This is a genomic window from Actinomycetota bacterium (genome assembly GCA_016700055.1).
Classification (GTDB): domain Bacteria; phylum Actinomycetota; class Acidimicrobiia; order Acidimicrobiales; family Ilumatobacteraceae; genus Kalu-18.
Genome location: CP064997.1, coordinates 3235041 through 3247731 on the forward strand (window position 1 = coordinate 3235041; position 12691 = coordinate 3247731).

The 12691-nt window shown below is 71.7% G+C and carries 13 protein-coding genes; 12 read left to right on the plus strand and 1 reads right to left on the minus strand.

Features of this window, described 5'->3' with window-relative positions:
- The first annotated feature begins 2 nt into the window (after positions 1-2).
- The 7 genes from IPM43_15630 (at position 3) to IPM43_15660 (ending at position 6926) form a co-directional block, all read left to right on the plus strand.
- A complete protein-coding gene (locus tag IPM43_15630; GenBank protein QQS24781.1) occupies positions 3-758 on the plus strand; it encodes a TlyA family RNA methyltransferase in 756 nt (251 codons plus the stop codon).
- The gene (locus IPM43_15635; protein QQS24782.1) at positions 755-1564 is read left to right on the plus strand and encodes an NAD(+)/NADH kinase; all 810 of its coding nucleotides are present in this window, start codon (positions 755-757) and stop codon (positions 1562-1564) included. Before IPM43_15630 ends, IPM43_15635 begins: the two co-directional genes overlap by 4 nt.
- Positions 1565-1567: 3 nt before the next feature.
- Entirely contained in the window at positions 1568-3172 is a 1605-nt protein-coding gene (recN, locus tag IPM43_15640) for a DNA repair protein RecN (protein QQS24783.1), read from the plus strand.
- A gap of 80 nt (positions 3173-3252) precedes the next feature.
- Positions 3253-4929, plus strand: coding sequence for a CTP synthase (locus IPM43_15645; GenBank protein ID QQS24784.1), 1677 nt, complete (start codon positions 3253-3255; stop codon positions 4927-4929).
- 8 nt (positions 4930-4937) lie between these two features.
- Positions 4938-5510, plus strand: coding sequence for an NUDIX hydrolase (locus IPM43_15650; protein QQS24785.1), 573 nt, complete (start codon positions 4938-4940; stop codon positions 5508-5510).
- On the plus strand, positions 5494-6447 hold the full coding sequence (gene xerD, locus IPM43_15655; protein QQS24786.1) for a site-specific tyrosine recombinase XerD: 954 nt from the start codon (positions 5494-5496) through the stop codon (positions 6445-6447). The genes IPM43_15650 and xerD overlap by 17 nt, the downstream gene beginning before the upstream one ends.
- The gene (locus IPM43_15660; GenBank protein QQS24787.1) at positions 6447-6926 is read left to right on the plus strand and encodes a hypothetical protein; all 480 of its coding nucleotides are present in this window, start codon (positions 6447-6449) and stop codon (positions 6924-6926) included. Before xerD ends, IPM43_15660 begins: the two co-directional genes overlap by 1 nt.
- A 39-nt stretch (positions 6927-6965) precedes the next feature.
- Here the strand turns inward: IPM43_15660 and trpS are convergent, their stop codons facing one another.
- Positions 6966-7958, minus strand: coding sequence for a tryptophan--tRNA ligase (gene trpS / locus IPM43_15665; GenBank protein ID QQS24788.1), 993 nt, complete (start codon positions 7956-7958; stop codon positions 6966-6968).
- A gap of 61 nt (positions 7959-8019) precedes the next feature.
- Between trpS and IPM43_15670 the strand changes: the two genes are divergently transcribed.
- Genes IPM43_15670 through aroA form a run of 5 tightly spaced genes read left to right on the plus strand, consistent with a single transcriptional unit; the run spans position 8020 to position 12687 of the window.
- Positions 8020-8799, plus strand: coding sequence for a segregation/condensation protein A (locus IPM43_15670; GenBank protein QQS24789.1), 780 nt, complete (start codon positions 8020-8022; stop codon positions 8797-8799).
- A 3-nt stretch (positions 8800-8802) separates the two neighbouring features.
- Entirely contained in the window at positions 8803-9438 is a 636-nt protein-coding gene (scpB, locus tag IPM43_15675; protein QQS24790.1) for an SMC-Scp complex subunit ScpB, read from the plus strand.
- Positions 9431-10246 carry an rRNA pseudouridine synthase gene (locus tag IPM43_15680; protein ID QQS24791.1) on the plus strand — a complete coding sequence of 272 codons (816 nt, stop codon included), beginning with the start codon at positions 9431-9433 and terminating at the stop codon, positions 10244-10246. The genes scpB and IPM43_15680 overlap by 8 nt, the downstream gene beginning before the upstream one ends.
- Positions 10243-11328 carry a prephenate dehydrogenase/arogenate dehydrogenase family protein gene (locus tag IPM43_15685; protein ID QQS24792.1) on the plus strand — a complete coding sequence of 362 codons (1086 nt, stop codon included), beginning with the start codon at positions 10243-10245 and terminating at the stop codon, positions 11326-11328. The genes IPM43_15680 and IPM43_15685 overlap by 4 nt, the downstream gene beginning before the upstream one ends.
- Positions 11329-11331: 3 nt before the next feature.
- Positions 11332-12687: a 3-phosphoshikimate 1-carboxyvinyltransferase gene (gene aroA, locus IPM43_15690; protein QQS24793.1), complete on the plus strand. Its 1356-nt coding sequence runs from the start codon at positions 11332-11334 to the stop codon at positions 12685-12687.
- The last annotated feature ends 4 nt before the right edge of the window (positions 12688-12691 follow it).

A 12691-nucleotide genomic window follows, 5' to 3' on the forward strand; every position in this document is an offset into this window, starting at 1 on the left:
CAGTGACCAGGCGGCGGCGCCTCGACACCGAGCTCGTCAGGCGGGGTCTCGTCGCCAGCCGTGGTGACGCGCTGGCGGTGATCGATGCCCAGCGTGTCCTCGTGAACGGGGCGCCTGCCCTCAAACCGGCGAGGCTGGTCGACCCCGCCGACAACCTCGCGGTCGAAGGCCGCGCGGCGCGCTACGTGAGCCGCGGCGGGGAAAAGCTCGAAGCCGCACTCGTCGGCTTCGCGCTCGACGTCTCCGGTTGCCGCGCGCTCGACGCCGGGGCGTCGACGGGCGGGTTCACGGATTGCCTGTTGCAGCACGGCGCATCCGCAGTCGTCGCCCTCGACGTCGGTCACGGCCAGCTCCACCCGCGCATTCGCGACGACGAGCGTGTTCATGTGATCGAACGGTTCAACGCCCGCCATCTCACGGTCGACGACATCGGCGGGCCGGTGGATACCGTCGTCGCCGACCTGTCCTTCATCTCGTTGTCGCTCGTCGTGCCCAACCTCGTCGGCGTCTGCAAGAGCGGAGGCATCCTGGTGTTGCTCGTCAAACCGCAGTTCGAGGCCGGACGACGCGAGGTTTCGCGCGGACGTGGGGTGATCACCGACCCGGAGGTGCACGAGCAGGCCTGCGCCTCGGTGGCGGCCGCCCTCGAGGCAGCCGGCGCGCAGGTGAGGGCGTGGATGCCCTCGCCGCTGCTCGGAGGCGAGGGCAACCGTGAGTTCTTGGTCTACGCCGAAGTCCCCGGGGTGCGGGCGCAGTGAGCACCGTCTTGCTCGTCGGTCACCACGAGCGCCCCGCGGCGACCGAGCTGATGGAGCTCGCCGCGAGCTGGCTCCGCTCGAACGGGCACGAGCCAGTCGACGCAGCCGTCGACCTGCGATCGCTCGACCTCGCGGTCAGCATCGGCGGCGACGGCACCATGCTGCGCACCGTCGCCCTCCTCGACGGGGCACCGATCCCGGTGATCGGCGTCAACGTCGGAGTGCTCGGCTACCTCACCGAGGTGGAACCCGCCCAGCTGAACGACGCACTGGCCCGCTTCTTCGCGGGCGACGTACAGGTGGAGCCGCGGATGATGCTCGCCGTCGACGTGTTGCGTGCCGACGGCAGCGTCGAAGGGCCGAACCGGGCGCTGAACGAAGCCTCGCTCGAAAAGCGCGAAGCCGGCCACACCGTGCGGCTACGGCTGCACATCGACGGCGAGCCGTTCACCACCTATCAGGCGGACGGGTTGATCGTGGCCACCCCGACCGGATCGACCGCCTATTCGCTCTCCGCACGCGGCCCGGTGGTCTCGCCCCGGCACCGCGCCGTTCTGATCACCCCGGTCTCTCCGCACCAGCTCTTCGACAGGTCGCTCGTGCTCGATCCCGACGAGCCCGCCGAGGTGGAGGTGCTCGGCCACCGAGCTGTCGATCTGGCCGTCGACGGCCAACGGGTGGCCACACTGCGCGAAGGCGACACCGTGCGTTGCCGCGTCGCCCCCGAGGAGGCGCTGTTCGCCCGTTTCGGCCCCAGCCGCTTCCACCAGATCCTGAAGGCGAAGTTCCAGCTCGGGGACCGCTAGACGATGCTCGCCGAACTGCACATCGAAGACCTCGGCGTGGTCGAGCGGCTCGACCTCGTGCTGCACGACGGCCTGACGGTGTTCACCGGCGAGACCGGCGCAGGCAAGACGATGCTCGTCGAAGCCGTGCAGCTCTTGCTCGGCGGCAGGGCGGACCCGACTCGGGTGCGCAGCGGGGCCACCGAAGCGCGCGTCGAAGGCCGCTTCGAGCACGACGGCGACGAGCTGGTGCTGAGCCGCGTCGTTCCGATCGAGGGTCGCTCGCGCTCGTACGTCAACGGGCGCCTGGTGACCGTGGCCGGCCTGGCCGAGATCGGCGCGGGGCTGGTCGAGCTTCACGGCCAGCACGAGCACCAGCGGCTGCTGAGCGCCGCGGTGCAGCGCCGGTCGCTGGACGCGGCGGCGGGGGTCGAGCTCGATCCGCTGCGCGCGGCGCGAGGTCGCCTGACCGAGATCGACGCCGCCCTTGCCTCGCTCGGCGGAGACGAGCGGGCGAGGGCGCGAGAGATCGACCTGCTGCGCTTCCAGGTCGCCGAGCTCGACGCGGCCGCGATCGACGATGCCGACGAGGACCACCGCCTGGAACAGGCAGAGGACCTGCTCGCCGATGCAGCCGCCCACCGTGGCGCGGCGCAAGCTGCGGCGATGCTGCTCGCCGACGACGACGGCGCCGGTGATCGGCTCGGCCAGGCCCTGACCCAGCTCTCCGGTCGCGGCGCGCTCTCGGGCGCCGCAGAGCGTTTGCATGCCCTGGCGGCCGAGGTGCACGACGCGGCGAGCGAGCTGCGCGCCGCCGCGGAAGCCATCGAGGAGGATCCCGTTCGTCTCGAAAGCGTTCGCCAGCGCCGTCAGCTGCTGCGCGATCTGTGCCGCAAGTACGGCGAGGGCCTCGACGAGGTACTCGCGTTCCACGTGGACTCGCGACGGCGCCTGGCCGAGCTGGAGTCCTACGAGGAGCGGGCGCGTGCGCTGGAGGGCGAGCGCGCCGAGGCAGCGGCGAGCGAGCGCCGGGAAGCGAGGATCGTCGCCGAGGCCCGCCGGCGCGGAGCACCGGCTCTTGCCGCAGCCGTCGAGGCTCACCTGCAGGAGCTGGCCATGCCCCATGCACGGGTCGAGGTCGCCGTCGGCGGCGATGACCCGGCCGACGAGGTCTCCTTCCGCCTCGCGGCCAACCCAGGCTCGCCGATGCTGGCGCTCGCCCGAGCCGCGTCGGGAGGCGAGCTGGCCCGCGCGATGCTCGCCTTGCGCTTGGTGCTGACCGAGGCCCCCCACACCCTCGTCTTCGACGAGGTCGACGCCGGCATCGGCGGGGCCGCGGCGCTGGCCGTCGGACGCTCCCTCGCCCGCCTCGGCAGCCGTCACCAGGTGCTCGTCGTCACCCACCTGGCCCAGGTGGCAGCAGGGGCCGACCATCAAGTCGTCGTCACCAAGCACGAGAGCGACGACTCGACCACCTCGACCGCCGCTGCCGTCGACGGGTCGGCCCGCCTGGGGGAGCTGGCCCGGATGCTGAGCGGGCACGGCGAGAGCGAGACCGCCCGCCGCCACGCGGAGGAGCTGGTCACCATGCTCCGCTCGGACGAATCGGGTAGACGCCCGCCGGGCTGAGCGCAGGCATCCCCCCGCGGGGCAGATGACGGGGTATGGTGTTCTCCCGTCATCAGTTCGCGTGACGGGAGGTCACCCCAATGCCGAAGCACATCTTCGTGACCGGAGGAGTGGCCAGCTCGCTCGGCAAGGGTCTCACCGCGTCGTCGCTCGGTCGTCTGCTCAAGTTGCGCGGGCTGCGGGTGACGATGCAAAAGCTCGACCCGTACATCAACGTCGACCCGGGAACGATGAACCCGTTCGAACACGGCGAGGTCTTCGTCACCGACGACGGCGGCGAGACCGACCTCGATCTCGGGCACTACGAGCGGTTCATCGACGAGAACCTCTCCCGCAACTCCAATGCGACCACGGGCAGCATCTACCAGGCCGTCCTCGCCGCCGAGCGCCGCGGCGACTACCTGGGGCGCACGGTGCAGGTGATCCCGCACATCACCGACGAGATCAAGCGCCGCATCAAGCGCCTTGCCACCGACGACGTCGACATCGTGATCACCGAGGTCGGCGGAACCGTCGGCGACATCGAGATCCTCCCCTTCCTCGAGGCGATCCGCCAGTTCCGCAAGGAGGCCGGGCGCGACAACGTCTGCTACATCCACGTCACCCTCGTGCCGTTCATCGGACCCTCCGGCGAGCAGAAGACCAAGCCCACTCAGCACTCGGTGACCGAGCTGCGCAGCCGCGGCATCCAGCCCGACGTGATCGTGTGCCGCAGCGAGGAACCGCTCAGCTCGAACCTGAAGCGCAAGATCTCCAACCTGTGCGACGTGGAAGAGCGTGCGGTGATCAACGCGGCCGATGCCCGCAACATCTACGAGCTGCCGCTGATCCTGCACGAAGGCGGGCTCGACGACGTCGTCTGCGACGTGCTGTCGCTCGATCACCCGATCGACCTCGCTCCGTGGGAGGCGGTCGTCGCCAAGGTCGACGCTGCCGTACGCCCGGTGCGGATCGGCCTGATCGGCAAGTACGTGGAGCTGCAAGACGCCTACCTGTCGGTGGTGGAGAGCCTGAAGCACGCCGGCTTCCACCACGGGGCCGGGGTCGAGATCGACTGGATCCAAGCCGAGGAGGTGGAGGGCCTGCTCGCCGCCGGGCGCCTGTCCGGCCTGGACGGCATGGTGATCCCCGGCGGGTTCGGGGTACGCGGCGTCGAAGGCAAGATCGCCGCTGCCGGCTACGCCCGCGAGGTGGGCCTGCCGTGTCTCGGGCTCTGCCTCGGCATGCAGGTGATGACGATCGAGTTCGCGCGCAACGTGCTCGGGCTGGCCGGCGCGAACTCGACCGAGTTCGACCCGACGACCCCGCACCCGGTGATCGATCTGATGATCGACCAGCGCGACATCACCGACAAGGGCGGCACGATGCGCCTCGGCGCGTATTACGCCGTGCTCCAGACCGGTACCAAGGTGGCCGCGGCCTACGGCGAGCCGGTCGTCAGCGAGCGCCACCGGCACCGCTACGAGTTCAACTCCACGTACCGCAACCGCTTCGAGGCCGCCGGGTTCGTGTGCTGTGGAACGTCTCCGGACAAGCGTCTGGTCGAGTTCGTCGAGCTCGCCGACCACCCCTTCTGGGTGGGCACCCAGGCCCACCCGGAGTTCAAGAGCCGCCCCGACCGGCCGCATCCGCTGTTCCGCGAGTTGCTCGCGGCCGCCCTCGCCCGCCGCGAGCAGCAGCGCTCGACGACCGCTGTGGCCGCCGTCGCCGACGCCGTGCGCGCGCCGGTGAGCGCGGTCCACGAGTCGGTGGCCTGACCCAGCCGGTGGGCGGGTTCCGCCACCTCGGCGACCGCGTGATCCACGAGGGTCACATCTGGAACGTGGTCGTCGCGAACTTCGTCGCTCCCGATGGCGGCGCCTTCTCGCGCGACGTGGTGCGCTCCCGGGGCGCGGTTGCCGCCGTACCGGTGCTGTTCGACGCCGAGGGCACGCCGTCGGTGGTGCTCGTACGCCAATACCGCCCGGCCTTCGACCGCTGGCTGGTCGAGGTTCCCGCCGGGGTGCGCGACGTACCCGGCGAACCCGACCGCGATACCGCCCGCCGGGAGTTGATCGAGGAAGTCGGTCTGCACGCGGCCGAGCTGGAGCTGTTGGGCGAGGTGATGCCCGCGGCGGGGATGACCGACAGCACGGTGGCGATCTTCCTCGCCACCGACCTGTCGCCCACCGAGCGCAGCACGCAGGGCCCGGAGGAGGCGAGCATGGAGATCCTCCACGTTCCGCTCGCCGAGGCGCTCGCGATGGTGACGCGAGGCGAGATCGCCGACGCGAAGACCGTCATCGCCTTGCTGCTCACCGAGCGCCGTCTGAACGACGGCGATGCCCCGGGCGCCTGAAGTGCCCGAGGCGGGAGAGGTGCCCGACGAGGTGGACGACCTCTGCGCCTGGCTCGCGGTGGAGCGGGGCCGGTCGACGAACACGATCACCGCCTATCGCCGCGACCTCGGGACGTATGCGAGGTGGCTCGCCGAGCACGGACGGAGCCTGCACGACGTATCCCGCGCGGACGTCGAGGGGCTCGTCGTCGCCCGTCGAGAGGCCGGGTCGGCACCCGCCAGCATCGCCCGCATGCTCGCCGCGGTGCGCATGCTGCACCGGTTCATGGTCGAAGAAGGTCGCCGCCCCGACGACCCGACCGCTGATCTGGCTGGGGTGGCGGTGCCCTCCGGGCTGCCCAAGCCGCTTTCCGAGGCCGATGTGGACCGCCTGCTGGCGGCGGTCGTCGGTAGCGACCCCGTCGCCCTGCGCGACCGGGCGCTGCTCGAGTTGCTCTACGGCACCGGCGCGCGGATATCGGAGGCCTGCCAGCTCACGCTCGCCGACGTCGACCTGCAAGAGGGGTTCGCCCGCGTGTTCGGCAAGGGTTCCAAGGAGCGGATGGTGCCCCTCGGGCGATGCGCCCGCGAGGCGATCGGAGAGTGGCTGCAGGTCGGACGTCCGGCCCTTGCACCGGCTCGGTGGGCTCGCCGGGACGACGCCGAGTCGTTGTTCTTGAATCGCCGCGGCGCCCGCCTGAGTCGCCAGGGCGGTTGGGCGATCGTCAAGCACTACGGAGAGCGGTGCGGGCTGGGGGAGTCGCTGTCACCACACGTCCTGCGCCATTCGTGCGCGACGCATCTGCTCGACCACGGTGCCGACCTGCGCGTGGTGCAAGAGCTGCTCGGGCACGCCTCGATCAGCACCACCCAGGTGTACACGAAGGTGTCGCAGGAGCGCCTGGTCGAGGCATACCGGGCAGCGCACCCCCGCGCGGGCGTCAGCCGGGGCACGTGATGGCGTCCGCACCCACCGCCGCGCCGAACGCGGCGCGCCGCGTCGTGCACCTCGCCCGCCGGTTCTTCACCTCCCTGTCGCGTCGCCCGCCCGCCGTAGAGGACGAGGTCTGGGCGAAAGAGCACCTGCTCGCAGCAGAAGAGGAGCTCTGGGTGCAGATGCGCAACCACGACCGGCGTCACGCGATCGAGGTCGCCCGCCGGTACGAGGCCCGCCGGCCGGGCGCCAGCCGCGCCGAGATGGCCGGAGTGCTGCTGCACGACGTCGGCAAGTTGGACAGCGACCTCGGCGTGGCCGGCCGCGTCGTCGCTACCGTGGTCGGGCCCCGCGGGCGGCGTATGCGGTCGTACCACGACCACGAACGCATCGGTGCCGCGGCATGCGCGGCGGCAGGCAGCGACCCGACCACCGTCGCGCTCGTCGCGGGCACCGCCGAGGCGGCGATGTTGGAGGCGCTCGGCTCAGCCGACGACATCTAGCTCATGCGCCGGCGGCGCCGGCGGAGCGGGGCCCGGTGGTCAGGCGCCGAGGAGACCGATGTGGTCGTAGGTGCGCTCGACCGTGGCAGACGCCACCTCACGCGCCTTCGCCGCACCGACGTGCAGCAACCGGGCCAGCTCGGCGCGGTCGGCGGTCAGCTCGGCGTAGCGCTCACGGACCGGGCGCAACAGCTCGGCGACGGCCTCGCCAGTGTCGACCTTCAGCGGCCCGTACTGGGTGTAACCCTGCGCGGCGGCCTGGGGAGTGCGCCCGGTGGACGCCGCAAGGATCTCGAGCAGGTTGGACACGCCGGGCTTGCGCTCACGGTCGTAGCGCACCTCTGCTTCGGAGTCGGTGACCGCCCGCTTGAACTTCTTCAGGATCACCGCCGGATCGTCGAGCAGGTGGACGGTGCCCGCGTCGCTGGTCGAGGACTTCGACATCTTCGCCAGCGGCTCTTGCAGGTCCATCACCCGCGCCCCGGCCGGGGGCATGACCGCGCGGGGCACGACGAAGGTCTCGCCGAAGCGGTGGTTGAAACGGATGGCGATGTCGCGGGTGACCTCGACGTGCTGGCGCTGGTCGTCACCGACGGGCACCTCGTCGGCGTCGTAGATCAAGATGTCGGCCGCCATCAGCGCGGGGTAGGTGAACAGCCCCGCTGAGACGAAGTCGGCTCCCTCGCCACGGCGAGCGGCCTTGTCCTTGAACTGGGTCATCCTGCTCAGCTCGCCGAACGACACCGTGCACTCCATCACCCACGCCAGCTGGCAGTGCTCGGGGACGTGGCTCTGCACGAAAACGGTGGCCACCTCTGGGTCGAGCCCGCAGGCGAAGAGCAACGCGGCGAGGTCGACCGTGGCTGCGCCGATGACGTCGGGCTCGTCGGTGACGGTGAGCGCGTGCAGGTCGACGATGCCGTGGAACGCGTCGACCTCGTGCTGCTTCGCGACCCACCCGCGCATCGCTCCGAGGTAGTTGCCGAGATGAACGGCGCCCGTAGGTTGGATGCACGACAGCACTCGGGTCACGCCCGGGCAGGCTAGCGGGGGAGCCGCGCCGGCGGCCGGGGGGTTCGGTAGCCTCGCGCCGATGGCGATCGAGGTCAGCACCCCCGTGTTCGAGGGCCCGTTCGACCTGTTGTTGCATCTGATCCTGCGCCAGCAGGTGGACATCTACGAGGTCAACCTGGCCACGATCGTCGACGTCTACCTCGTCGAGATGGAGCGCCTGCAGTCGATCGATCTCGAGCTGGCGACCGAGTTCTTGCTCATCGCGTCGACGCTCGTCGAACTGAAGGCGCGGCGGTTGCTGCCCGGGCGCGACGACGTCGAGCTCGACGAGGAGCTCGCGCTGTGGGAGGAGCGTGACCTGCTGCTCGCCCGGCTGCTCGAATGCAAGACGTTCAAGGACGTCGCCACCGTGTTCGCCCGGCTCGCCGACGCGGCCGACCGCTCGTTCCCGCGTCTCGCCGGGCCCGACGAGCGCTTCGCGGCGCTGCAGCCCGACCTGCTCGAGGGCGTGACCCCGGCGCAGCTCGCCGCCGCGATGCGGCGTGCGCTGACCCCCAAGCCGGTGCCGCGCGTAGACCTGTTCCACGTCTCGGCGGTGCGCGCGAGCGTCGCCGACGCGGTGACGGAGCTGCTCGACGAGCTGCCCCGGGTGCGGCACATCTCGTTCCACCGGCTCACCTCCGGCCTCGTCGAGCGCCTCGAGGTGATCGTGCGCTTCTTGGCGCTGCTCGAGCTGTTCAAGCAGGGGCTGATCGAGCTCGTCCAAGCCGAGCGGTTCGGGGACATCGAGATCGAGTGGACCGGCGAGCGCGAACCGGTGGCCGTCGGCAGCTTCGCCATCGACGACTACGAGGGCTGAGCCATGGACACCGACGACACGAGGACCACCGACGTTCGTCGGGCGTGTGAGGCGATGCTGCTCGTCGCCACCGAACCGGTCCCCCCCGAGCAGATGGCGCAGTTGCTCGAGTTGCCCACCAACGCTCTCGCGGGTGTTCTCGACGAGTTGGCGGCGTCTTACGAGGCAGAGGGGCGCGGCTTCCAGCTCGTGCGCGTGGCGGGTGGCTACCGCTTCCAGACGCACCCCGACATGGCGCCGTATGTCGAACGGTTCGTCCTCGACGGCCAGCGTGCCCGACTCTCGGCGGCGGCACTCGAGACGCTCGCCATCGTCGCCTACAAGCAACCGCTGTCACGCGCCCAGATCGCCTCGATCCGCGGCGTTGACCCCGACGCCGTCCTGCGCACCCTGCAAGCGCGCGGCTACGTCGACCAGGTCGGCCGAGATCCGGGCCCGGGTCAGGCGGTGATGTGGGGCACCACCTCCGCGTTCTTGGAGAAGCTGGGCCTTGACTCGGTGAACGACCTGCCCCCGATCGCCGAGTTCGTGCCCGGCGCCGACGTCGTCGAGGCGCTCGAGCACGGTCTGCGGATCACCCCGGCGGAACCCCCGCCGGGCGCGGAACCGGCATCGGGCACCGCGGCCCGAGATGACTGAGCGCCGCCGCCCGCCGCGTGCGGTCGAACCACCGCTTTGGGAACAGCTCGCCGCGCGGTCGGCGGAACTGCCCTCCGGCGAGCGATTGCAGAAGGTGCTGGCCCGGCACGGATTCGGGTCGAGGCGGGTCTGCGAAGACCTCATCGAGGCCGGCCGGGTGAGCGTCAACGGCGAAACGGCCCTGCTCGGGCGCCGCGTCGACGTCGAGGCCGACCGGATCGAGCTCGACGGCGTACCGGTAGGCGTCCGTCCGGGGCTCGTGTACTACCTGCTCAACAAGCCCGCCGGCGTGGTGACGACGGCGAGCGACCCGCAGCGGCGCCCGACCGTGCTGGAGCTGGTCCCCGCCGAGCCGCGGGTGTTCCCCGTCGGCCGGCTCGATCTCGACACCGAGGGGCTGCTGCTGCTCACCAACGACGGCGAGCTCGCCAACCGCGTCGCGCATCCCCGCCACGGGGTGGTGAAGGAGTACCTGGCCGAGGTCGAGGGCGGCCAGGTGCGACCCGGGGCACTGCGGCGCCTGCGTGAGGGGGTCGAGCTGGAAGACGGTGTCACCGCTGCGGCCGCGGTCAGCCAGCCGACGGCAGGGGTGCTGCGGATCGCGATCCACGAAGGTCGCAACCGCCAGGTGCGCCGGATGTGCGCGGCCGTCGGGCACCCGGTGAAGAGGCTCGCGCGCACGCGCATCGGGCCCCTGCGCGACTCCGATCTGGCCCCCGGCGCCTGGCGCCACCTGGACGAGCGCGAGCTCGTCGCGCTGATCAAGGCCGTGGCCACGGAGACCCCTCGGTACGATCGGCCACGATGAGCGCATCAGGCCAACCCGCTGCGCCTGCCCGCCGGGCGAACGTCGTCGGCCTCGGGCTGATCGGCGCCTCGGTGGCGCTCGGGCTGGCCGAACGCGGCTGGCACGTCACCGGCGACGACACCGATCCCGCCCGCCTTGCCCAGGCACTGGAGCTCGACGTCGTCCACGAGCGCGGCCTCGACCCCGCGGCGGAGCTGACGGTGGTCGCGGTGCCGGTGCTGGCGGTGCCCGAGCAGGTCAAGCGCGCGCTGGCCGAGACCGTCGGCGTGGTCACCGACGTCGGCAGCGTCAAGCGCCCGATCGTCTCCGCGGTCGACGACCCCCGCTTCGTCGGTGGTCACCCGATGGCCGGCTCCGAGCTGGAGGGCCTCGACGGTGCCGACGCGAGCCTGTTCGGCGGCGCGGTGTGGGTGTTGACGCCGACGGCGTCCACGGCCGACGCGACGTTCGCCACGGTGGCCGCCGTCGCCGCCGAGCTGGGCGCCGAGGTGGTCGCCCTCGACCCGGGCCGCCACGACGAGCTCGTCGCCGTCGTCAGCCACGTCCCGCACCTCACCGCGGCGACGCTGATGGGCCTCGCCTCGGAGCGAGCCGAGGAACACGCCGCGCTGCTGCGCCTGGCCGCCGGCGGGTTCCGCGACATGACGCGCATCGCTGCGGGCCATCCCGCGATCTGGATCGACATCTGCGCCGAGAACCGCGACGCGATCCTCGTCGCCCTCGACGGGCTGCTCGCCCGCCTCCGCGAGATCCGCGGGCTGGTGGCCGACGACGAACGGGCCCGCCTGCTCGACCGCCTGCAGTCGGCGCGCGAAGCCCGCGCCAACCTTCCCGGGAGGGCGACGCAGCCGGCACGCCTGGCAGAGGTGCGGATCCCGATTCCCGACCGGCCGGGTGCCGCGGCCGAGGTGTTCACGCTCGCCGCCGAGCTCGGCGTCAACATCACCACGTTCGAGGTGGTCCACTCGGCGGAGGGCAACCGCGGCGTGGCGGTGGTGCTCGTCGATGCCGAAGCGTCGGAGCTGTTCCGCGGTGGACTTCTCGCCCGCGGCTTTCGGCCCGCCGTCGAGCGACTCGGCTGAGCGATGGCCGGGTCGCGCCCAACAACCGGCGTCACTCCTCGCGAACGAGTGCTCGACGCCCGGGTCGAGGTGCCTGGCTCGAAGTCGATCGCCAACCGGGCGCTCGTCTGCGCGGCCCTCGCAAGCGGCACCAGCACCCTCTTCGGCGTACCCGCCGGCGACGACACCGCGGCGATGGTCTCCGGGCTGGCCAGCCTCGGCGTGCGCATCACCCTCGACGGCACCTGCGCCGCCGTGCACGGTACGGGCGGTCGGCTCGCGCCGGGGGACCACCTCGTGGCCGCCCGCCTGGCAGGGACCACGTCGCGGTTCCTCACCGCCGTCGGGGCGCTCGCCCCGGGGACGGTCACCGTCGACGGCGACCCACCCCTGCGCACCCGCCCGATGGCGCCGTTGCACGATGCCCTCTCTGCGCTCGGCGCCGAGGTCCGACCACTCGAGCGCCAGGGCCACCTGCCGGTGCGCGTCGGCCGTGGTGGGCTTCGCGGCGGCACGGTCGCCCTGCCCGGGGACGTGAGCAGCCAGTACGTGACGGCGTTGATGCTGATCGCGCCGCTGCTCGAGCGCGGACTCACGATCGAGCTCACCTCGCCGCTCGTGTCGCGGCCCTATGTGGCGATAACGGCGGCGGTGATGGCCGAGTTCGGGGCGCGCGGCATCGCCGTCGGCGAGCACGCGGTGCGCGTCGAGCCCGGCGGCTATTCGGCGGGCGAGCTCAATGTCGAGCCCGACGCCTCGTCGGCCTCGTATCCGCTCGCCGCGGCGGCGATCTGTGGCGGGCGGGTGAGCGTGCCGGGGCTCGGCACCGAGTCGCTGCAGGGTGACGCGCGTTTCGCCGGGCTGCTCGCCATGATGGGTTGTTCGGTCACCGTCGACGCGGGAGCGACGACGGTCTCCCGCGACCCGGCCGGCACCTTGCGGGGGATCGAGTCGGTCGACATGGCCGACCTCTCCGACCTGGTGCCGACGCTCGCGGTGGTCGCCGCGTTCGCGACGTCGCCTACGCGCATCACCGGTGTCGGGTTCATCCGCCAGAAGGAGAGCGACCGTTTGGGGGATCTCGTCGCGGAGCTCACCGCGCTCGGGGCCGATGCGGCGGAGGAAGACGACGGGATGGTGATCCGCCCGGCTGACCTGCACGGCGGGCGGGTCGGCACGCACCACGACCATCGTCTGGCGATGGCGCTCTCCCTGGTCGGCCTCGTCGTGCCCGGTGTGGTGGTGGAGGATCCGGCGGTGGTGTCGAAGAGCTGGCCACAGTGGTGGGAGGTGCTCGCGCGGCTGGCCCGCGATGGCCAGAGCGACCAGAGCGACCAGAGCGACCAGGCCGAACGAGCCGGCGAAGCGGGCCACGGCTAGCCTC